This window comes from Noviluteimonas gilva (genome assembly GCF_009740395.1).
Taxonomy (GTDB): domain Bacteria; phylum Pseudomonadota; class Gammaproteobacteria; order Xanthomonadales; family Xanthomonadaceae; genus Noviluteimonas; species Noviluteimonas gilva.
This window is the reverse complement of sequence record NZ_WOXT01000001.1, coordinates 1,082,349-1,102,858: the sequence shown is the minus strand read 5'-3', so window position 1 is coordinate 1,102,858 and position 20,510 is coordinate 1,082,349. Positions and strand designations below refer to the sequence as shown.

Annotated in this window: 22 protein-coding genes, 1 tRNA gene and 1 pseudogene; 6 read left to right on the top strand and 18 right to left on the bottom strand. The window is 66.6% G+C overall.

Features of this window, described 5'->3' with window-relative positions; translation table 11 throughout:
* Positions 1-19: 19 nt before the first annotated feature.
* The gene (locus GN331_RS16515) at positions 20-325 is read right to left on the bottom strand and encodes a hypothetical protein (protein ID WP_197427006.1); all 306 of its coding nucleotides are present in this window, start codon (positions 323-325) and stop codon (positions 20-22) included.
* A 122-nt stretch (positions 326-447) separates the two neighbouring features.
* A pseudogene (locus tag GN331_RS05285) lies at positions 448-1,662 on the bottom strand (tryptophan--tRNA ligase); the annotation flags it as partial.
* A 110-nt stretch (positions 1,663-1,772) separates the two neighbouring features.
* On the opposite strand from GN331_RS05285, the gene GN331_RS05280 reads away from it, so the two are divergent.
* Positions 1,773-2,567: a hypothetical protein gene (locus tag GN331_RS05280; RefSeq protein WP_156640801.1), complete on the top strand. Its 795-nt coding sequence runs from the start codon at positions 1,773-1,775 to the stop codon at positions 2,565-2,567.
* A gap of 128 nt (positions 2,568-2,695) precedes the next feature.
* On the opposite strand, the gene GN331_RS05275 is transcribed toward GN331_RS05280, so the two are convergent.
* From GN331_RS05275 to GN331_RS05250, 6 genes are all read right to left on the bottom strand, one after another.
* Complete coding sequence (locus tag GN331_RS05275; RefSeq protein ID WP_156640800.1) at positions 2,696-2,863, bottom strand: entericidin A/B family lipoprotein; 168 nt, start codon at positions 2,861-2,863, stop codon at positions 2,696-2,698.
* 156 nt (positions 2,864-3,019) lie between these two features.
* Positions 3,020-3,943, bottom strand: a complete 924-nt coding sequence (gene rocF / locus GN331_RS05270; RefSeq protein ID WP_156640799.1) for an arginase — start codon at positions 3,941-3,943, stop codon at positions 3,020-3,022.
* A 41-nt stretch (positions 3,944-3,984) separates the two neighbouring features.
* Positions 3,985-4,060 (bottom strand) — tRNA-Thr (locus tag GN331_RS05265).
* 43 nt (positions 4,061-4,103) lie between these two features.
* A complete protein-coding gene (locus GN331_RS05260; protein WP_156640798.1) occupies positions 4,104-4,778 on the bottom strand; it encodes an SPOR domain-containing protein in 675 nt (224 codons plus the stop codon).
* Positions 4,775-5,488, bottom strand: a complete 714-nt coding sequence (locus GN331_RS05255) for a type III pantothenate kinase (protein WP_156640797.1) — start codon at positions 5,486-5,488, stop codon at positions 4,775-4,777. The genes GN331_RS05260 and GN331_RS05255 overlap by 4 nt, the downstream gene beginning before the upstream one ends.
* Complete coding sequence (locus GN331_RS05250) at positions 5,485-6,483, bottom strand: biotin--[acetyl-CoA-carboxylase] ligase (RefSeq protein ID WP_156640796.1); 999 nt, start codon at positions 6,481-6,483, stop codon at positions 5,485-5,487. Before GN331_RS05250 ends, GN331_RS05255 begins: the two co-directional genes overlap by 4 nt.
* A 166-nt stretch (positions 6,484-6,649) precedes the next feature.
* Here GN331_RS05250 and GN331_RS05245 point away from each other — a divergent pair, with 166 nt between their 5' ends.
* Positions 6,650-6,973: a hypothetical protein gene (locus GN331_RS05245; RefSeq protein WP_156640795.1), complete on the top strand. Its 324-nt coding sequence runs from the start codon at positions 6,650-6,652 to the stop codon at positions 6,971-6,973.
* Between the two features lie 21 nt (positions 6,974-6,994).
* Positions 6,995-7,741, top strand: coding sequence for a zinc-dependent peptidase (locus tag GN331_RS05240; protein WP_156640794.1), 747 nt, complete (start codon positions 6,995-6,997; stop codon positions 7,739-7,741).
* Between the two features lies 1 nt (position 7,742).
* Here GN331_RS05240 and GN331_RS05235 read toward each other — a convergent pair whose 3' ends face one another.
* From GN331_RS05235 to dusA, 5 genes are all read right to left on the bottom strand, one after another.
* A complete protein-coding gene (locus GN331_RS05235) occupies positions 7,743-9,173 on the bottom strand; it encodes an ATP-binding protein (RefSeq protein WP_156640793.1) in 1,431 nt (476 codons plus the stop codon).
* Complete coding sequence (locus GN331_RS05230; protein WP_156640792.1) at positions 9,170-9,853, bottom strand: response regulator transcription factor; 684 nt, start codon at positions 9,851-9,853, stop codon at positions 9,170-9,172. The genes GN331_RS05235 and GN331_RS05230 overlap by 4 nt, the downstream gene beginning before the upstream one ends.
* Before the next feature lie 39 nt (positions 9,854-9,892).
* Positions 9,893-10,285 carry a hypothetical protein gene (locus tag GN331_RS05225; protein ID WP_156640791.1) on the bottom strand — a complete coding sequence of 131 codons (393 nt, stop codon included), beginning with the start codon at positions 10,283-10,285 and terminating at the stop codon, positions 9,893-9,895.
* A gap of 131 nt (positions 10,286-10,416) precedes the next feature.
* Positions 10,417-11,328 carry an arginine deiminase-related protein gene (locus GN331_RS05220; protein ID WP_156640790.1) on the bottom strand — a complete coding sequence of 304 codons (912 nt, stop codon included), beginning with the start codon at positions 11,326-11,328 and terminating at the stop codon, positions 10,417-10,419.
* Positions 11,325-12,320, bottom strand: coding sequence for a tRNA dihydrouridine(20/20a) synthase DusA (dusA, locus tag GN331_RS05215; protein ID WP_156640789.1), 996 nt, complete (start codon positions 12,318-12,320; stop codon positions 11,325-11,327). The genes GN331_RS05220 and dusA overlap by 4 nt, the downstream gene beginning before the upstream one ends.
* 105 nt (positions 12,321-12,425) lie before the next feature.
* On the opposite strand from dusA, the gene GN331_RS05210 reads away from it, so the two are divergent.
* Positions 12,426-13,415, top strand: coding sequence for a site-specific integrase (locus GN331_RS05210; RefSeq protein WP_197427005.1), 990 nt, complete (start codon positions 12,426-12,428; stop codon positions 13,413-13,415).
* Here GN331_RS05210 and GN331_RS05205 read toward each other — a convergent pair.
* Positions 13,412-14,656, bottom strand: a complete 1,245-nt coding sequence (locus GN331_RS05205; protein WP_331713369.1) for a glycosyl hydrolase family 28-related protein — start codon at positions 14,654-14,656, stop codon at positions 13,412-13,414. The genes GN331_RS05210 and GN331_RS05205 overlap by 4 nt on opposite strands.
* Before the next feature lie 713 nt (positions 14,657-15,369).
* Here GN331_RS05205 and GN331_RS05200 point away from each other — a divergent pair.
* Both GN331_RS05200 and GN331_RS05195 read left to right on the top strand, forming a co-directional pair.
* A complete protein-coding gene (locus GN331_RS05200; protein WP_156640786.1) occupies positions 15,370-15,567 on the top strand; it encodes a hypothetical protein in 198 nt (65 codons plus the stop codon).
* Positions 15,564-16,340: an SGNH hydrolase domain-containing protein gene (locus GN331_RS05195; protein ID WP_156640785.1), complete on the top strand. Its 777-nt coding sequence runs from the start codon at positions 15,564-15,566 to the stop codon at positions 16,338-16,340. Before GN331_RS05200 ends, GN331_RS05195 begins: the two co-directional genes overlap by 4 nt.
* Here GN331_RS05195 and GN331_RS05190 read toward each other — a convergent pair.
* Genes GN331_RS05190 through GN331_RS05175 form a run of 4 tightly spaced genes read right to left on the bottom strand, consistent with a single transcriptional unit; the run spans position 16,306 to position 20,434 of the window.
* Positions 16,306-18,252: a LamG-like jellyroll fold domain-containing protein gene (locus tag GN331_RS05190; protein ID WP_156640784.1), complete on the bottom strand. Its 1,947-nt coding sequence runs from the start codon at positions 18,250-18,252 to the stop codon at positions 16,306-16,308. The genes GN331_RS05195 and GN331_RS05190 overlap by 35 nt on opposite strands.
* Positions 18,252-18,881: a hypothetical protein gene (locus GN331_RS05185; protein ID WP_156640783.1), complete on the bottom strand. Its 630-nt coding sequence runs from the start codon at positions 18,879-18,881 to the stop codon at positions 18,252-18,254. Before GN331_RS05185 ends, GN331_RS05190 begins: the two co-directional genes overlap by 1 nt.
* The gene (locus GN331_RS05180; RefSeq protein ID WP_156640782.1) at positions 18,882-19,625 is read right to left on the bottom strand and encodes a hypothetical protein; all 744 of its coding nucleotides are present in this window, start codon (positions 19,623-19,625) and stop codon (positions 18,882-18,884) included.
* Positions 19,622-20,434 carry a hypothetical protein gene (locus GN331_RS05175; RefSeq protein ID WP_156640781.1) on the bottom strand — a complete coding sequence of 271 codons (813 nt, stop codon included), beginning with the start codon at positions 20,432-20,434 and terminating at the stop codon, positions 19,622-19,624. The genes GN331_RS05180 and GN331_RS05175 overlap by 4 nt, the downstream gene beginning before the upstream one ends.
* Between the last annotated feature and the right edge of the window lie 76 nt (positions 20,435-20,510).

The following is a 20,510-nucleotide window of genomic DNA, read 5'->3' as shown; positions in this document are numbered from 1 at the left end:
CCCCGCCCCCAAACTGGTACTAGCTCCGCAACATGCGACGCCGGACGAAGAAGGCCAGCGTAATCGCAGCGAGGAATACGCCATACGAGACCGACGTCCCGACGATCTGCTGCCACATGCGCCCGTAGCCCCGGTCGGCCCATGCCAGCGCCCAGTGCAGGCTGCCGACGAACACGAGCGCCGAGACCGCCAGCGCGGCGAGGTCGAACCACTTGCGCCACGACGGGCGCGGCTGGCGTGGGTAGAGCCAATACAGCACGGCCAGGATCGCGAACCAGGGCAGGAACAGGAGCGCGGCGAGGTTGAGCTCGACGACGGAGTTCACGGCGCCTGTTCCGCGAATTGCGCGAGCGCGGCGCGCAGGTCGTCGACGCTGCCGTCCGGCGGCACGCGCCCGAGGACGCCGTCGCCGAAGCGGATGACGCCCGCCTCCGTATCGACCGTGAAGCTGCGCCCCGCATCCTGCTTCGCACGCGCGACGAGTTGGCCGGCATCGCGTGCCGAATCGAAGCCTTCGCTCTGCAGCAACACGCGGTCGCCATCGACGAGCTTGAAGTAGAACTTGCCGTCGGCTTCGCGGTACTGCTTGAACGTGGCGACGGCGCGCTTGGTTTCGCGCGCTTGTGCGGCACCCGCTTGCATCGACAGATCACGCAGGCCGACCGATTCGCGCAACGCCTGCATCAACGGCGTCGCGTATTGCGCGCGCAGGCGCTTTGCACCATCGCGCAACAGCGCTTCGATCTTCGCCGGCTCGGCCATCAGCGTTTCGTATTTCTCGCGCAGCGGCGCGACATCGCGATCGATGCGTTCGAACAACTGCTGCTTCGCATCGCCCCAGCCGATGCCATCGGCGAAGGCCTTGCGCATCGCGACGACTTCTTCGGCGGACGCGAACGCCTGGTAGAGCTGGAACAGCGCAGAATCCTGCGTGTCCTTCGGTTCGCCCGGTGCGCGCGAGTCGGTCTTGATCGCGAAGATCAACTTCTTCAACTGCTCGCGCGGCGCGAACAACGGGATGGTGTTGTCGTAGCTCTTGCTCATCTTGCGGCCGTCCAGGCCCGGCAAGGTGGCGACGTGCTCTTCGATCGCCGCTTCGGGCAAGGTGAAGTGCTCGCCATACAGGTGATTGAAGCGCTGGCCGAAGTCGCGCGCCATCTCGATGTGCTGCACCTGGTCGCGGCCCACCGGCACCTTGTTCGCGTTGAACAGCAGGATGTCGGCGGCCATCAGCACCGGATACATGAAGAGGCCGGCAGTGATGCCTGCATCGTCGTCCACTTGTTCGGCGCGGTTCTTGTCGACCGCGGCCTTGTAGGCATGCGCGCGATTGAGCAAGCCCTTGCCCGCGACGCAGGTCAGCAACCAGGTGAGTTCCGGGATCTCGGGGATGTCGCTCTGGCGGTAGAACCACACCTTCGCCGGATCCAGGCCGCACGCAAGCCACGCCGCGGCGATTTCCAGCGTCGAGCGCTGCACGCGCGCCGGTTCCTGCACCTTGATCAGCGCGTGGTAGTCGGCGAGGAAGTAGAAGCTCTCGGTGTTCGCATCGAGGCTGGCGGTGACGGCCGGGCGGATCGCGCCCACGTAGTTGCCGAGATGCGGCGTCCCCGAGGTGGTGATGCCGGTGAGGACGCGGGTGCGGGAAGCCTGGGAGGCCATGAAAACCAACGCTGCTTGAACAGGCCGCCAGTGTAACCGCCGGGCGCCTCAACCCCGGCCGGCGCGATGGTGCGTTGGAGGAAACGCACCGTCCCTTTGCGAGGCCTCCCATGTTGCGCACCCTGCTGTTCGCCGCCACCCTGCTCGCCGCCACGCAGGCCCAAGCCGCGCTGGTCGACGTCGACCTGGTCGACCGCGACACCGGGCAATGGCTGCCCGAAACCCCCTTCCGCGGCGACATCTGGGTCGCCGGTGCGCCCGGCCATCGCTACGCCGTGCGCCTGACCAACACCAGCGGCGAGCGCGTGCTGGTCGTGCTGTCGGTCGATGGCGTCAACGCCGTCACCGGGCAGACCGCGCGTCCTTCGCAGGCCGGCTACGTGCTCGAACCCTGGCAGAGCACGGAGATCGCCGGATGGCGCAAGTCGATGGACGACGTCGCGCAATTCGTCTTCACCGATTTGCCCGATTCGTATGCGGCGCGCACGGGGCGACCGCGCAACGTCGGCGTGGTCGGCATCGCGGTGTTCCAGGAAGCGCGGCCGGTGACGTACTACGAGTACGACGCACCGCCGCCCATCGCCAACGGCATGGCGCGCGATGAAGCAGCACCCGCAGCGGCAGCGCCTGCGCAATCGCGCGCGAAGTCGGCCGCCGAATCTAGCGTGCAACGCCAGCAACCGCAGCGCCTGGGCACCGGGCATGGTGCGCGCGAATGGTCGCGCGTGGAGCGCACCGACTTCGTGCGCGCGACGCGTTCGCCCACGCAAGTCACGCAGTTGCGCTACGACGACTACAACGCGCTGGTGTCGATCGGCGTCTATCCGCGCCCGCGCCCGCCGTATTGGCACGACACGCCGCGCGCGTTCCCGAGCGGTTTCGTCGCCGATCCCCCTGGCGGTTGAGTCGCGACCAGTGGTTGATGCGCAAAATTGAAAAGGGACGGCCCGGGGTCCTCCGGGCCGTCCCTTTTATTTGCGTCCTTGCCGCGGCGCCACTCCTGGTGCGCCGCTGACTCCTCCCTCGTCGGGCCTCAGCAGTTGCTGTCCTTGCAGTCTTCGGCCTTTTCCTCGACCTTCTCGCCCGCCTTCTGCACGTCCTTGCCTGCGCCGGCCATCGTGTTGCACGCGGCGAGCATGTTCATCGAGAACAGGGCGAGGACCATCAGGTAAACGGTGCGCTTGAGTGCCGTACGCTTCATGGAACGATTCTCCTGGGGAATGAAGGGACGGCACTCCCGCCGTCCTCGGAGCGCATTCCACGCAAGCGGCCGTGAAGCCCGCGTCGAATACGCCGCGGGTGGAAGTCGTTCGTTCAGGACCGCGTGCGGCGCGTGCACGCCGCGTCAACGGATCCTTCAGTCGCGCATCAGCGTCGATTTGCCGAAGAGGCTCTCGACCAGATCCACCGCGAGTTGCGCGGTTGCATTGCGCGCATCGAGCAACGGATTGAGCTCGACGATGTCGAGCGACCCCATGCGTCCGGTGTCGGCGATCATCTCCATCACCAACTGCGCTTCGCGATAGTTCGGGCCGCCGGGCACCGTGGTGCCGACGCCGGGCGCGATGCTCGGGTCGAGGAAATCCACGTCGAAGCTCACGTGCACGTGCGTGTCGGCGTCGACGCCGTCCAGCGCGGCTTCCATCGCGCGCTTCATGCCGACTTCGTCGATGTAGCGCATGTCGTACACGTCGAGGCCGTGTTCCTTGACCAGGCGCTTCTCGCCTTCATCGACCGAACGAATGCCGATCTGGCGGATCTCGCCCGCCTGCAACGCGGGCGCGCTGCCGCCGATGTTCGTCAGTTCCTTCGGGCCGAGCCCGCACAGGCACGCGACCGGCATGCCGTGGATGTTCCCCGACGGCGTGACGTTGTGCGTGTTGAAGTCCGCGTGCGCGTCGAGCCAGATCACGCGCAGCTTCTTGCCCGTGCGCCGGCAGTGGTTGGCCACCGCGGTGATCGAGCCGATGCCGAGGCAGTGGTCGCCGCCAAGCAGGATCGGCATGCGGCCGGCCGCGAGTTCGGAGGCCACCGCTTCCATGACGACGCGGTTCCAGTCGACGACTTCCTTCAGGTGCCGGTAGCCGTCGTTCGGCGGTTGCCAGGGATTGCGCGGGCCGTCGAGGTTGCCGCGGTCGACCAGGTCGATGCCGCGCGCGAGCAGCGCCTCTGGCAAACCTGCGATGCGCAACGCTTCCGGACCGAGGCCCGCACCGCGATGACCGGCGCCGATATCGGTCGGCGCGCCCAGGAGACTGACGGGGGGATAGGTGCGAGCCATGCCGGGATGGTATCGCATGCGGCGCGTGGCGCCGCGGGACGTGGTGCCGGCAGTCAGAATCGAACTGACGACCTACCGCTTACAAGGCGGTTGCTCTACCAACTGAGCTATGCCGGCGAAAGCGCGGGCATCCTAACCCATTCGCACGCGCGATCGCGCATCAGCGGAGCGTGGCGCAGTCCACCGGTTCGGTGCGCGGCGCGGCGATGTCTCGCGCGGCGACGGCGGCATCGAACGTGGTCGGCGCGGCGACATCGATCCACCCTTGCGTGCGCACGTCGCCGAGCGGTTCGACCCGCACGTCGTTGAAGCCCGCGGCCTGCACCTGCGCCAGGCGGCGGCGCGCGGAGTCTTCGCTGCCGAAACGCCCGAGCGCGACGCTGTTCTGGTCCACGCCGGTCGGCATGACGAGCAGATCGTCCAGGCCCGCGGCGGTCATGCGATCGGCGAGGGCCTGCGCGGCTTCGCGACTGGCCTGCGCCGGTGCGAACACGCGCCAACCGCGCGGCGCACCGACCACGACGTTGCGCACCTTCGCGCGCAGCACCTGCGGTTGCAGGCGCTCGTTCGCGCGACGCAGCAGCGCCGGATTGTCGAAGGGACCGAAGGCCACGCAGCGCGCGTCGGCGGGAATCGCGGCGACCGCGATGGACGCCGTCGGCGCAGGTGTCGCGGTGCGCGGGCGTTGCGGTGCTTCCTGCAGCAGCTGCAGTTTCGGAACGCCTTCGGGCAAGGCGACGGGGACTTCCTGCTTCGGCGGCGGACGCGAGGCCCACCACGCGGCGACACCGACATTCATCACGACCAGCAACACGATGAGGGCGCGTTGCTTCATGCGACCACGTCCATGCGCGCCCAGCGCGCGAGGCCTTCCAGCACGAGCGCAGGCCGCAGGTGTGCGTCCTTCAAATGCGCATGCAGCGGATCGGCGCCGCCACCGTGCAGCAGCACGCGTGGTGGCGTGCCGAGAAGGCGCTTGGCTTCCGCGAGGCTGCGTTCGACCAGCGCGAGCGCCGCGCCTTCGCAACCGGAGACGAGCGCGTCCTCGGTGTCGTTCGCGAATTCGGCGTACGTGCCGCCCATCGGCGCGAGTTGCGTGGCGCGGGCGTGGAGCATTTCGCGCATGAGCGTCGGCGATGGCGCGATCCGGCCCCCGTGGTGGCGGCCGTCGCGGTCGACGAGATCGATCGTCAAGCCGGTGCCGACGCCCACGATCAACGCAGGCCACGCGTCGTGCGCGCCGGCCATCGCGAGGAAACGATCGACGCCGAGCTTCTGCGGATTCGCGTACGCGATGCGCAGACCGGAGAACTGCGCGGCCGTGCGCGCGATCGCGATGCGACGGAAGCGACGCGACAAGGCATCGAGCAATTGCACGCGCGCATCTTCGCTCGCGACGCTCGCCACGTACGCGACTTCGCCCGACGGCAGCGCATCGAGTTCCGACAGCGCGAACGCGCGCACGGGCCCGACGCCGCCGTCCGCGCCGAGCGGCGCGCACTTCAGTCGCGTGTTGCCGAAATCGAACAACCAGTCCTGTGTCATGCCTCGCGTGTCCGAACGCTGACTTCGCCGGAGTGGACCACACGCAGCTGACCGTCGTCGAGGCGCACGCGCAGTGCGCCGTCGGGCGCGAGCCCTTCCGCGACGGCGTTCCGCTTTCCATCGTGCTGGTGCAGGACGATCGGGCGGCCGGCCAGTGCGTCGATCGCCGCGTGGCGCGCGAGGAAGGGATCGAGGCCGTCGCGGTCGAAGGTGTTCAACGCCGGCAGCAAATGCGAAAGCACGGTCGCGGCGATGGTGTTGCGCGTGTGCGTTTCGCCGAGCGTGGACAGGTCGCACCAGGGTTGATCGATGTCGCGGGCGAACGCGGCCGGCATGCGCACGTTGAGGCCCAGGCCGATCACCGCGCGCACCGGACCGCCGTGTTCGCCGCCGCCTTCGACGAGCAGGCCGCCGAGCTTGCGCAGGGTCGCGCCGTCGTCGACGACCAGGTCGTTGGGCCACTTGAGCTGGACGTTGGCGTGGCCGAGCGCATGCAGCGCTTCGGCCGCGGCCACGCCGGCGACCAGCGAGAGGCCGCCCAGTCGCGCCAGGCCACCCCCGAAGTGCCGGGCCACCGAGAGATACAGGTGCGCCGCCAACGGCGAGGCCCAGGTGCGTCCGCGTCGGCCACGACCACCGGTCTGGCGCTCGGCGAGCAGGACCTCCGTTTTCGAATCTGCCGCTTTGCGCACATTCATGTTGCGACGCAGCAGTTCGGAGTTGGTCGAGTCGATGGACCAGGCGATCTCGAGGTCGGCGAGCGACCCGCGCGCCTCGGGTGAGAGGCCATCCTGAATGGCGGTCGCGTCCAGCAGGTCCAACGGATCGACGAGCGCATAGCCGCTGCCGGCGCGCGCCGCGATCTCCACGCCAGCCGCGCGCAACGCCTCGATTCGCTTCCAGATCGCGGCCCGCGTGGTGCCGGCTTCGCGGGCGAGGTGGTCGCCGCTGATGGGGCCTTGCGCCAGCCGTGCGAGGAGGTCGCGGTCGTCCATTGCGTTTGCGTCGGCGCCGGGGTGTGCGGGCGAAGCGGCGATTCTACGGTCCCCCCGCCCGACGGGCGGTCGCCTGCGTTGCAACTTTCTGCGTCGACCCCGCATCCACGCTATAGTCCGGGGCCTATTCCCCTGGCCGTGCACCCCACCGCACCAGGATCCAGCCATGACTTCCCGTGCCCTGTTTTGCGTATTGATGCTGCTCGGCAGCACGAGCGTTGCTGCGCGCGATGTGCACCTGGCTGGCCCCGGCGGTGGTGGCGGCGGCAAGGGCGGCAACATTCAGCAGTGCGATGAAGTGGACAACGCGGTCGCCGCGGCCACTGCCAAGGCGCCGGCCAAGCCGCGCGTCACCGCCTCGATCTCGCAACCGGTGCGCAGCGTCAAATCCGTCAAGGCATTGCCCGCCGCGCGCGGCGATACCGACGAGGACGCGCCGCGCATGCCGACGCCGCGCTGGCACAGCTTCCTGCCGGGCATGTTCCGCTAAGCCTGCCGCAAAGCACGCCGCTTGCGTTCGCTTTTCCGGCGCCTCCTGCGCCCCGACCCCATCGATGACGCGCATTGGCGCGACGCGATCGCGCGCGTTCCGTTCCTCGCGACGCTCGACGCACAACGCCAGGCGAAGCTGCACGCGCTGACCTCTCGCTTCGTGCACGAGAAAGCCATCACGCCGATCGGCGACCTGGCGCTCGACGCCACGCAACGCATCCAACTCGCCGCGCTGTGCTGCCTGCCGCTGATCGAATTCGGCGCCGAAGGCCTGCACGGCTGGTCGCAACTGCTCGTCTATCCCGATGCGTTCCGCGTCAATCGCACGCATGTCGACGCGGCGGGCGTGCTGCACGAATGGGACGACGAACTGATCGGCGAAGCCTGGGAAACCGGCCCGGTGATCCTGTCGTGGGCCGACGTGCAGGCAGACTTCGAATCGCCGCGCGATGGCTTCTGCGTCGCCGTGCATGAAATCGCGCACAAGCTCGATGCGCTCGACGGCGTCCTCGACGGTACGCCACCGCTGCCGCGCGCGTGGCAACGCGATTGGGCGCGCGATTTCCAGAAGGCGTACGACGTGTTCGCCGATCGCGTCGACCGCAATCGCAAGACGCAGATCGATCCTTACGCGGCCGAGGCGCCCGAGGAGTTCTTCGCGGTCTGCACCGAGTACCACTTCAGCGCGCCGGAACTGCTGCGCGCGGAGATGCCGACGATCGCCGCGCATCTCGAACGCCTGTACGGTCCTTCGCCGTTCGCTTGATTCAAAGGCCCGGCGGCAACTTCACTTCGAAGCGCGCACCGCCGAGCTCTTCCGAACGCCGCACTTCCAGCTCGCCGCGATAGCCGCGCACGATGTCCTGCACGATCGCAAGGCCGATGCCGTGGCCCTGCACGCGCTCGTCGCCGCGCACGCCACGTTGCAGCAACTGCGCGACGCGTTCGACCGCGATGCCGGGACCGTCATCGTCGACCGCGAGCAACAAGCCATCGCGACGACCCGGCGAGGTATCGCCCACGCGCACCGTCAGCAGCACGCGCGACTTCGCCCACTTGAAGGCGTTCTCTAGCAGGTTGCCGAGCAATTCCTGCAGGTCGCCCGGTTCGCCGTGGAAGCGCGCGTTCGGATCGAACTCGAATTCGCACAGCACCTTGCGCGAGGAATACACCTTCTCCAGGCCGCGCACGATCTGCTCGGCGTGCGGCTCGATGTCGATCGGCGCGGCGAACAACGCGTGACCGCTCGATGCAGCGCGCGCGAGTTGGTAGGACACCATTTCGTTCATGCGCCGCAATTGCGTCGCGACTTCTTCGCGCAGCTCGGCTTCGGGCGTCGGGTTGTCCAGGCGCGCGCGCAGCACGGCGAGCGGCGTCTTGAGGCTGTGCGCGAGGTCGGCCAGCGTGTTGCGCTGGCGGTCCAGGTTTTCGCGCTCGCTCTCGATGAAGGCGTTGATGCTTTCGGTGAGCGGTTCGAGTTCGCGCGGATGTTGTTGGCTCATCCGCGCGAGCTGGCCGCGGTGCACGCGCTTGAGTTCGCCGACGACCTGTCGCATCGGACGCAGGCTCCAGCGCAACACGAGCATCTGCAGCAACAACAGCACGAGGCCCGCGCCGCCCAGGTACCCCCACAGCGCGCGGCGGAACACGCGGATCTGCGAGGCCAGCGCGCTGGTGTCTTCGGAGATGTAGACGGTGTATGGGAACTCGCCCTGCGGCCCGCCTTCGGCCCACACCAGGCCCTTGCCGAGGCGATAGATCTCGGCGGACGAACCATCGCTGCGCGTGATCGGCAGCGGGCCTTCGAACTTGTCGACCGCGGGCGCGAGCATGCCGCCGAGCGGAAGCTCCGGGCCCTGCGCCGAGGGCGAATCCCAATGGCCGTTCGGCAACACGACTTCGGCATACAGCCCGCTGCCCGGGCGTTCGAAGCGCGGCTCGGGCGGTGTGTCGGGAACGTAGAGGGTGCCGTCGCGCAGGAACTCGATGCCGCTGGCGTATTCCAGCGCGTAACTCTCAAGCCGCGTGCGCAGGTTGCTTTGCGCGGTTTCCAGGAACGCGCGATCGAGCGCGTATCCGGCAAGTGCAAGGAAAGCGACGAGCCCAAGGCTCGCCGCAAGCAGCTGCCGCGACTGCAATGAGCGCGCGCGCCACCGAGACTTGTCGAAGAACGCGTCGCCCACAGACGATGAGGTCAATCCCCGCTACGCGGGATCGCGAAGCGGTAGCCGCGTCCGCGCACGGTCTCGATCGGCTTGAGTTCGCCTTCGGGATCGAGCTTCTTGCGCAGGCGGCCGATGAAGACTTCGAGCACGTTGGAATCGCGGTCGAAATCCTGCTGGTAGATGTGCTCGGTGAGGTCGGCCTTCGAGACCAGCTCGCCCGCATGCATCATCAGGTACTCGAGCACCTTGTACTCGTACGAAGTCAGGTCGACGTTGCCGCCGTTGACGGTCACCGTCTGCGCGGCGAGGTCGAGCACGACCGGGCCGCATTCGAGCGTCGGCTTGCTCCAGCCCGCGGCGCGGCGCACGAGCGCATTGATGCGCGCGAGCAACTCTTCGACGTGGAAGGGCTTGACCAGGTAATCGTCGGCGCCCTGCTTCAGGCCTTCGACCTTGTCCTGCCACGACGAACGCGCGGTGAGGATGAGCACCGGGAATTTCTTGCCCTCGTCGCGCAGCGCCTTGATCAGCTCCATGCCCGACATCTTGGGCAGGCCGAGGTCGATGATGCCGAGGTCGAAGGGCACTTCGCGGCCCATGTACAGGCCTTCTTCGCCGTCCTGGGCGGAGTCCACGGCGAATCCTTCGCGCTTGAGGCGGGCCGAGAGGGTTTCGCGAAGCGGGGCTTCGTCTTCGACGAGCAGGATGCGCATGGTGACTCCGTGTCTGCGAAGGCCTGAGCGGCCGTTGGCTCAGAGGGTGGGGTCGCCGTCGTCGTCGGAGCGTGTACGGGGCTTGTCCTGCCGCCCTTTACCGCCGTTCTTGGCATCCCGCGGCTTGGCCGCCGGATCGTCCCAGAACACGCGGACGCGACCCTTGCTGTCGATGATCTTGACACGATTCACGTCGCGCCCGTCGGACTGCACCTGCTCGGCACTGAGCACCTGGCCGTTGCGTTCGGCGCGTCGCACCGATTCGGACAGGCCCTGCTGCTGATTGCGATGCGGCGAGCGCGGCTGTTGCGGTTCCTGCTGCGGCTGCGGTTGCGGCTTCTGCGGCTGCGGCTGGGCCCACGCGACGACGCTCGCACCCGCGAGGGCGAGTGCCAGCGACATTCGGGACAGGGACAGCGACAGCAACGGCATGGGCGCTCGGCTCGTGGTCCAGCGGGGATGCGGTCATTTTTCGAACGTGGCGGTGAATCACGTCTGAACTTTTTCTTCACACATGCACGCCGTTCATGGCCGGTCGCGCCACGGATGACGTTCCCGACCGCTCAGAACAGCTCGCCGACACAGCAGCGGAGCGAGCCGCCGGCGGCCTCGATGGCCGTGAGCGGCACCGTGCGGACCTCGAAATCCGCATCCGCCAAGGCCTGTCGCGTGGCGGGCGAGAGGGCCGCGCCGGCGCCTTCGCTCATCCATGCGACCTGGTGCGACAGCGCGATTGCGTTGCCGGCGAAGGCCGCGTGCTCGGCTTCCGACAGGAGGATGGCGTGCGGCGCGTAGAGCGAAACCAGCGCATCGACCACCGCCGGATCGGCGAACCCGCGCGGACACACCAGCGCCGCGCGCCCGGCCAGGACCGCCAGCACGACGTTGGTGTGGTACTCGCCCGGCGCCAGGTCGAACAACAAGGTCGCGCGCAGGCCGAAGGCTTCGTGCATCAATTGCGCGCCGATGTCGTCGCAGCGCTCCGATAGTCCGCACCAGCCGATGCCGCGCGCGCGGTCGATCACCAGCGCGCCCGTGAGTTCGCAGGGATGGACCTGGTCGGAGAGATCGATCTCGGCGTAATCGAGCACGCCGCCGAAGAACGCGCGGATGTCCGCGCGCGCGGCTTCGCGCTGGCGCACCGCATGGCGCATGCGGCCGACGATGTAACGGCCCTGCCCCGTCGCGAAGACGTTGTTGGGGAACAGGCCATCGGGCGCATCGGGATCACCGGGGAAGCAGATCGTCGGAACGACCTGCGCGAGTGCGCGATGCAATGCGCGATGTTCGTCCGATGCGCGCGCGGCGTCGAAGCCGTCGTGCTCAGCCATGTAGCGATTGTCCCGCGCAGATTCGGCCGCGAGGCGAAACCCGTCGGGCGCAACGAGGAACGCACCGCGCGCGGTGGGCGGGCCGAAGTCGTGCGCGAGCGTGCGCGCACGTGAGACGAATGCACCGATGTCGCGCGTGATCATGCGACGAGCGCCGGCGCTTGCGTGAGCGCGAGCGCCTGTTCGATGAGCGACCAATCGGCGCCGGGCTTGTGCGCGCCTTCGCTCAACACCTGTCGGAATGCGCGACCACCACGCTCGCCCGCGAACAGGCCGAGCAGGTGGCGCGTGATGTGCTTGAGATACACGCCGCGCGCGAGTTGGTCTTCGATGTACGGACGCATCGCGCGCAGCAGTTCACCGCGCGTGCGCAACGTGCCGCCGAACCACGCGACGTCGAGACGATGCAGCAGATACGGATCGTGGTACGCCGCGCGGCCGAGCATCGCGCCGTCGACGTGATCCAGATGCGCCGTCGCCTCGGCTTCTGTCGCGATCCCACCGTTGACGATGACCTGCAACCCGGGCCGATCGCGCTTGAGCGCATACGCCCAGTCGTAGCGCAGCGGCGGGACTTCGCGGTTTTCCTTCGGCGAAAGCCCCTTGAGCCACGCATTGCGCGCATGCACGACGAACATGCGGCAGCCGGCGGCGGCCACGGTGTCGATGAAGGCGACGAAGTGATCGTAATCGTGGTCGTCGTCGACGCCCAGGCGGCACTTCACCGTCACCGGGATGGCGCACGCAGCGACCATCGCGGCGACGCTGTCGGCGACGAGCGCCGGTTCGCGCATCAGGCATGCACCGAAACGACCGGCCTGCACGCGATCGGACGGACAACCGCAATTGAGGTTGATCTCGTCGAAGCCATGTTCGGCGCCGATGCGCGCGGCCTGCGCGAGCAGTTCGGGTTCGCTGCCGCCCAATTGCAGCGCGACGGGATGTTCGATCGCATCCATCGCGAGCAGGCGCGTGCGATCGCCGAGGACCACTGCGTTGGCATGCACCATCTCGGTGTACAGGCGCGCGTGCGGCGCAAGCACGCGATGGAACACGCGGCAATGCGTGTCCGTCCAATCCATCATGGGCGCTACCGAAAGCCTGATGGCTTGCGCGTTCAAAGACTTAGGCGACATATCCACAGACTCGTGATGCCAGAGAGTCCCGCTAAGTCCCTGTTTCGCCCGTCCGTTCCCGGTGTAATGTACCGACACTGCACCAAGGCCGGAGCGCTGTACCAAATGGCGGTGATTGAGCGGCGGGGCAAGAAGTGGCGGGCGCTGGTGCGGCTCAAGGGCCATCCTACCGCGTCGGAGACATTCAACGGGCGCAAGGCGGCCGAGGACTGGGCAAAGGCCACAGAGGACGCGCTACGGGCTGGCAGGGCGTTGCCGGGGCGAGGGGCATCACTGGATGACCTGATCGACAAGTACCTAAAGGAAGTCGGGCGCTTCAAGCCCGTGTCCGCGACCAAGCGCGGCAACCTGAAACGCTGGACCGAATCGCTGGGCGAGCGCGATGTGTCCACGCTGACTGCGACAGACATTCTCGACCACGTAGCCAAGCGCGAAGCTGGCCCCGCGACGATGGGGATGGAGGTGGGGTTTCTTGCAGAAGTGCTGGCCGCAGGTAGGTCACTGTGGGGAATGACAATCCCGGACGTGATTGCGGCAGCGAATCCGACGTTGCGCCGGACGGGGGCTATCGGCAAGCCGCAGGAGCGCGACCGCAGGCCGACAGCCGAAGAACTGAAACTGTTGCTGGACTTCTACCGCTTTAACCTGGCGAAGCTCCCGATGCAGGATCTGGTCCCCTTCGCTATCGAATCCGCAATGCGCTTGGGAGAGGTGGTGCGTATCCGGTGGGACGACTATCGCCCCGGCAACAAGCCAATGGTGCTGATCCGTGATCGCAAGGACCCGAAGAAGAAGGCGGGCAACGATCAGCTCGTCCCGTTGCTTGGCGAGTGTGGCGCCATCATCGAGCGCCAGCCACGCACGGGGCCGCTGATCTTCCCGTACAAGGTGGACAGCGTGGGGTCGTCCTTCCGGCGGGCATGCGAGCGGCTACAGATCGAAGACTTGCACTTTCACGATCTGCGCCACGAAGGCACGTCCCGCCTATTCGAACAGGGCTACCAGATTCAGGAGGTGGCCTTGGTTACCGGCCACCGTGATTGGAAATCCCTGAAGCGATACACGAACCTCTGCCCGACTTCGCTGCACCGTTAGGAGAACACCCCCGCATTCCGCAGCGCGGTAATCAGCTCGTTGATCTTCGTGTTCACGCCCGCGATGTTGACCTCGGCGGCGTTGGCCGGAGCCGTACCCCGCACGGGCTTCATGTAGCGCGCGGAGCCGTGGAAGCGCTGCCCGCCTGCAAAGACTTCGGTGGCGTCGTTGACGCCCTTGTTCGGAGCGCGCATACGGGTTGGGCTGGCATTGAGCATCACGCCGCCGTCGATTAGGGACCGTGAGCTGCCCGCGTCAATGTCCAGCACGCGCTGCGTCGAAGAGACTGCGGTGTTGGTGTAGCCGTCTGCGGTGGTGTTGGTCGGGCTGTGGTTGTACTCGGTGTACAGGGCATAGGTACGAACGTCCGTACCCGCCGCAAGGTCGAAGCCAAGGCCGGAGTTGTAGGACGCCTGCCCGCCGAAGATGATCGTGCCGTAGGTGGCCGCCCCGTCCGTGCGATGCAGGAGGCCAGGAGAGACAGACGGGCCGTTGCCGTTCCGGTCGAACTGGCACATGTAGAACGTCGTGCAGTTGAACCCGAATCGGAGGTCAAAGCCCGGACCCTGCGTGGACTCTGAGAATCGGCAGTGGCGCCATTCGGAGAAGAACGCCGCCTGCTCTTTCGTGCCGCCAGCGCCCGCAGCGTCAGCATCGTAGGGGGCCGTGCGGACGTTGGCCCAGCGGAACCCGGTAACGCACACGCGCTCAGCGAAAATCTTCCGCTGCTGCAAGACGCCCGCGTAGGTTTGCGTCGTGCCTTGCGTGTTGTTGCTGCCGTCAATCGTGAAGTCCTTCCACACGACCCGCGCGCCGAAGGCGGACGGACGAATGCGGAAGCCATGCGTTGAGGTGCGGCAATCGAAGGTGACGCGGTTCACGCCCGCGCCCCAAATATCGACCTCTTGGTCCCAATCAATCTGCGAGTTGAGGCGGTAGGTCCCCGGCGGCACCCAAATGATCGCGGCGCCCGAGTTCTTCGCGTTGTTCAACGCGGTCACGCAATTGGCAACGCCCGTGGGGTCGGCGCCAAAGTCGGCCACCAGATCCACCATGCCGCCCGGCAGCGAGCCGGAGCCGCCGCCGCCAGGAGACCCCGGAGGGCCCGCCGGCCCCTTCAGCGCGACTTGGAAGCCGTATGCGCCCGCCGCCTTTTGGTAGGCATCGCCAGTGCTGGTGATGACCCAATCGCCGTTGACGCCCAGCGCGTTGGACGGGACGCCGGAGTTGTAGCGCCACACCGAACCTGCCGCGCCAGCCGCACCCGTGGCGCCCGTCGATCCGGCGGGGCCAGTTGCACCAGCCGGGCCAGTCGGACCCGTTGCACCAGCGGCGCCGGTCGCACCCGTGGGGCCAGCAGCGCCCGCAGGACCCGCTGGGCCAGTCGGGCCCGTAGGGCCGACGATGGGGCCTACGTCATCCCACGAACTCCCGTTCCAGACGTGCAGGTGGCCTGAGGCGGTGACGATGTAGGCATCGCCCACAGAGGCGCCACCCGGGAGCGCGCCAACCGTCGCGACAGAGCCAAGGATGGTGACGCCCGAGCCATCGGCGCCCGCAGGGCCTTGGGGGCCCGTCGCGCCTGTAGCGCCCGCAGGCCCCGCAGGACCCGTAGCACCAGCCGCACCCGTGGCACCGGTGGCACCCGTGGCACCAGGCGCACCGACGAGCGATGCCAGCCACGACGCCTCAGAGCCTACGTAGCCGTGGGCGACCGCGATCTCGTAGGCGCTAGCGCCGTCCGAGCCGTCAGCGCCCGGTGTCCCTGACCCGCCACCAATGATGATCCAACCGGGGACTGTCGCGTGCCATTGCCACGTCTTCCCTGCTTCCGTATGCAACTGCCCGTTGGTCGGGCTGTCCGGGAAATTCACCGCCATCCTTGACACTCCAAGCGCCGTCCGTGGCGCGTTGTTGGCTTCCGCCTCACCCCTGATTGCGTTAGCGTTGCTGCATGGAAACTCTTTGGGATCGCCTCCAAACCGGAGAGCGCGACTTCGCGTGCCGCGTCACGTCGGCCGACTTGGAGGAATCGCGCCCGCTTGCCGAGCGATTGGGCTTGCGCGTCTTGGTCGTGTCCGAAGCCGATGGGTGGGCGGACGTGGAAATCGAAGACGGCAACTTCAGTGCGTGGAGACGGGTGTTGTCGTGACCGACCGCCTGCGCGCCATCGCAGTCTTGGTCGTGGCGTCGGCCTATATTTATTGGGCGCCCAATGCCTTCATGGAGTACGCCCACGGGATCACGCCGCCCAGCCTTCGTGAGCCGACGCCTCTGGAACTGCGCGCGAAGCAGGCCGCCGCCGATCACGCGCCGCACGATTGCGACTACAAGATTGGTGGTCCGTGCCGCAATCCAGACGCGCCGATTGCCATATGGGGCGACTCAATGGCAGGCGCATGGGCTACCGGGATTAGCGCGGACACCTACACGTTCCCCGCCTGCGCGCCAGCCGTTGGGCAGGCTGGCATTTCGGCCGCCTGTCGCGCCTTCAATGACGCTGTACCCGCTCGCATCAAGGCCGGTACCGTGATCCTGGCCGCCAGATGGGTGCAGTACCCCGACGGAGACCTCACCGAGACGTTCAAAGCGCTGCGCGGCAAGCGCGTCCTAGTGATGGGGCCGACGCCACGTATCCCCGGTGGCGTTCCCGCCTGCATCCGATACGGCCAGAGTTGCGCCGTGCCGCGCGCGAAATTTGACGCGCAAGCCGTGCCGATCCTTGCAAACTTGCGACAACAGGCCAAGCCGTTCCCGAACGTGCAAGTGCTGGACCTGTCCGACCAATTCTGCACGCGCGAGAGTTGCCCCGGCGTGCGGGATGGCGTGGCCCTGTACTTCGACGCGATGCACCCGAGCAGGACGCAGGCGCGGCGCGTGATGGCTGCGATTAGCGACGCGGGAAAGCTGTCGTTGGCGCGGTGAACGCGGACGAGTGACGCCCTGCGCGGGTGAACCGAATTTCCTGCATCCACCCGTTGAAGTCGCGGGCGGTGTTGAACGGATCGCGGCCGATGGTGAAAGCCTGACCAGAATCGGTAGGCGTTGACGCCTGTGTGGCACTTCCCTGCAACGCACCGTTGAGAAACAGGTAGGACACGTTGGAGATGCGGCTCCATTCGATGTGATACCACGTGCCAGTCGTCATGGCCGTAGAACCAACGATGTTCACCACGGCGGTGGACGCGTTGAACAACAAAAAGCCAAGCTGGTTGGAGGCGTTCATGTAGAACGTGAAGCCACCGTTGCCCGCTGCGGTGCGCTTGCCTGCGAACGCCTGGATACGCCCCAGCTCGTTGAGCCGGACATACATATCAATCGAGACATCGCCCGTCCCGGAGGTCCGAAGATCCGCGTGATCGGCAAAGGTGATGTAGTCGCCCGTGCCATCAAGCCGCAGGGACGCGCTGCCCACGAGCGCTTGCGACGTGTCGATCTTCGCATTGCCAACGAACGTGCTACGGAAGCACGAGTTGGAATCGTTGATCGTGGTGACGGCGTTGTTGCGGTGATTGCACCCGAGCATCAGGACAACGTTGCCCCAGCCCGCCGGATCAACCGCCGTCATGGGGATGGCGTCGGTCATCGTTCCCGAATCACCGTAGCCGTACAGGTCGATCAGTGCCGCGTCGGCGTCGGTCGTCCAGTTGGCCGTGCGGGAGAACAGGGTGCGGAAGTTGGAATGCGCGCCGAAGATGGCACCGCCTCCCACAAAGTCGCCCTGCGCTGTCGCAGCCTCGACCATGACCGCCGTAGACCACACGCCGCCAGCGTTGCGCACGCGGCGCATCTTGTCGCCACTGACGTTGTACCAAACCTCCATCGTCCCGCTCGGGCCAGGCACGAGGCAATGCGAGCCGACATAGCCCGAAGTGGGGCTAATGTCCACGACGCTCGCAACCGTCACGGGCGAAGTCCACGAGCCGCCCGAGAGCATGATGTGCTTCAGGTCGTAGTTCGGGGTAACACCGTCTGCGAACAGGACGTGCGGATTGCCCGATGTATCGAATTGCATACTCGGCGCGTCGCCGTCATTGGTGCCGTGGTTGTAGATGCGGAAGCTGGAGTCCGACTGCGCCTTCGTGACCGGCAAGCTGCCTGCGGTGACGGTGGTGCTGCTGTCGTAGTTCCTGACGTTCCCGGTGGTGGTGTCCAGCACGTAGTAGTACACGTTCTGGCGGGCGGTATCAGCTGCCGTGGTGTACGTGCAAACGAAGTGGATGTCTGTGCCAACGGCGTTGCAGTTGGCCGAATACACGCGGCTGTTGGCGCCGTAGTTCACGAGCGAGGTGAACGCCGCGAAGCTGCCTACGCCAGAGCTGGGCGTGACGGACGAGTAAGCGAGGAATTGGTTCGTACCGGACGCGCTGTCGCGGACGAACAGATAGATTTTGGAGCCGACCAGCACCGCCTTCGGGTAGGTGTACGCAGAGCCAATGTCGGCCTGCTGCGTCCATGCCGAAATATTGTCGGCCGCGTTGGTCACGGACCACTTCTGCGACGTGCTGTGCGAGCCGAAGAAGCAGTGGATGTAGCCGCTGGCATCGCGCACCAGCGCAGGGTGGCCGTGGTCATCGCTGGCAAGGCTGAAGGTGCCGACCTTGTAGCGCTCGCCCCACGTTTCCGAGGCGTGATCGTAGGCAGCCGCATGGACGCCCTTGAAGCCGTTGGTGCCGACGAACTGCCACGCAACGTAGGTCTTGTTCGCACCGGACTCGTAGAAGCCGCCCGGACCGCTCACAGGCTCCCAGCCGGGAGTGAGCATCAGGTCGCTGCTGTAGAACGGGATCGGCGGATCAGGGCCGAGGTCGCGCGGCGCAAACATGCCGAGCAACATTAGACCGGCTCCATGTCGCCAATCAGGCGCCAGGTGTCCGTGCCGACTTTGCGCAGCGAGCAGCCGCTGTCCTGCCCTTTGAGCTTGAGCGTAATGTCGGCGTTATAGAGGATCGTCACGCCACCCGTGGCGACAATCGTGGTCTGCCCTGCACCCTTCTGCCACACCTCAAGGAAGTATCCGATGGGGAAGGCGACGGACGAATTGAGCGGCACGGTGAAGTTGTTCGCGCTCGCGTTGTCCATGATGACAACTTGGTCTGCGAGAACGGCCGTATAGCTGGAGGTCTGCGTGCCGACAGTCGTACCCGACGAAGGCGTGACCCATTGCGTGTTGTAGTTCGTGCCGTCGATCTTCGACAGCACTTGGCCCGCCGAGCCGCCCGTGGGAACGCCGGGGCCAGTGGCACCTGTTGCGCCCGCCGCACCAGCGGCACCCGTGGCGCCCGTAGCGCCTGTGGCGCCCGTCGGGCCAGTTGCACCCGTCGCGCCTTGCAGCGAAGTCGTCGCGCCCGTGTCGTCCTTGTAGGACGGTTCCCCGGTGGCGTCATCGACGAAGATTGCGACACGTCCCGTTGCCGGGGTCGGCACATCGGCCGCATCGGTCAGCAGGAGAGTAATGTCAGCCATTCAGACCTCGATGAGCGCGCCATCGACGACGAGCGATCCGTCCACGTCGATGGTTCGGTGAAATAGGGCTTGCTTGTGTTCGGGGACCATCCAAGACGCACCGGCCGCGATGTAGGTCGGCACGAACGCATCCGCGCCATTGCCGCCGCCGACGTTCACCCACTGCACGCTCGTCCCGTCGTCGTAGCGCCAGAACTCGGTCAGGTCGTCGGTGTTGATCCAGTGGCGATAAACGTCGATGTCCGGCGCGGTTGCCGAGAACACTGGCAGCGCACTGAGCGCAAGGTCGAGCGCGCCCTGTACGTCACTGACGCCTAGCGCCATCAACGCATCGTTGAACGCGAGATCTTCGGCCGTGGCTTCCTGCGTCCCTTCCACGCGCCCGAACTCGTCGCGCGTGAACTTCCACAGGCCATCGCCCGCCCCGGTGTCGTCGAACAGCGCCAGCGCAAACACCGTCGCATTGGCCGTGGCCGCCGGATTGGTGATCGTGATGCCGGTGCCTTCCTGCATCGACCGCGCAACGATGGTCCCGCCTGCGTTGACGAGGTAGCCAGCGGTGGTGAGCTTCGCAATGTCGGACAGCGCGCCGGAACCGGGCTGCTGGCCTTCGACAATCTGCGTGATGCGTTCGACGACTTGCGAGGACGTGCTGAGGCCGTTGAAGAACTGACGCCACGCACGCGACATGCACCCCGTGCGCGGATCAATGAGCGCTTCTGATTCCTTCGGAATCTGGCTCATTTCGGACCGATAGCGAGCCAGCTAACGGGGATGGTCGTGGCAACGTCGCCGCCAGGATCGGTGGAGTTCTCGTTGGTGTTGTAGACGAGCGTCAGGATCGCTTCGGTTGATTCGGTCACCACAATGGCGCGGTAGCCGCTGGATGCAATGTCGATCTTGTTCGCAGTCGCCACAACGAGAATCGGGTCGTCGGCGAAGGGCGTGTCATACGTCACCGCGACGGACGCGCCGTGCGGAGGCGAACCAGACGGAACCGGGAACGTGGCGCGGCTGCCTTGGATACGCCAGTTGCCCAGCGTGAAGTTGATGTACGTGTCTTCGTTCGTGGCGTCGTAGTCGGGGACGCCTGCGTCCGCCGGGGACTTCCACAAGGGCTGCGAGCCATCGGTCGTCAGCAGCTTCGACGCCTGCCCCGTCATGTCCGGGAGCAGCTTCGACAGGTATTCGATCCACTGAAGGACCGCGCCGTTGTTCGTCAGCAGCTTGCCGCTGTTGCCCGTCAGCGCCGGGATCGATGTCGCGGCGCCCGCCGGGTCGGTGATGTTGTCGTCATCGGCCACCGGAGTGACGAGGTTGTCGGCGGAATAGAACCGCGCGCGGCAGTCGTCGTTGGCGTAGATCGCCGTGGCGAATCGACCAGCGGCGTCCAACGTCTCGGTGCTGCCAAGATTCACCGCAGCGGCGGCGTCGGAGTACACGTCGAGCGGCGTGGTGGTCCCGGCCTCGGTGAAGTTGACGACACCGAAGGACAGGGGCTGCCCGAGGCTGTCGAAGAACACCTGCGAGCGGCGGTAGATTTCGAAGGCCATCATGGCTCCTAGAAAGCGAAAACCCCGCCTGAGCGGGGTGTGTGGTAGAAATGCGGTATGGACTGGCAAACCGGCC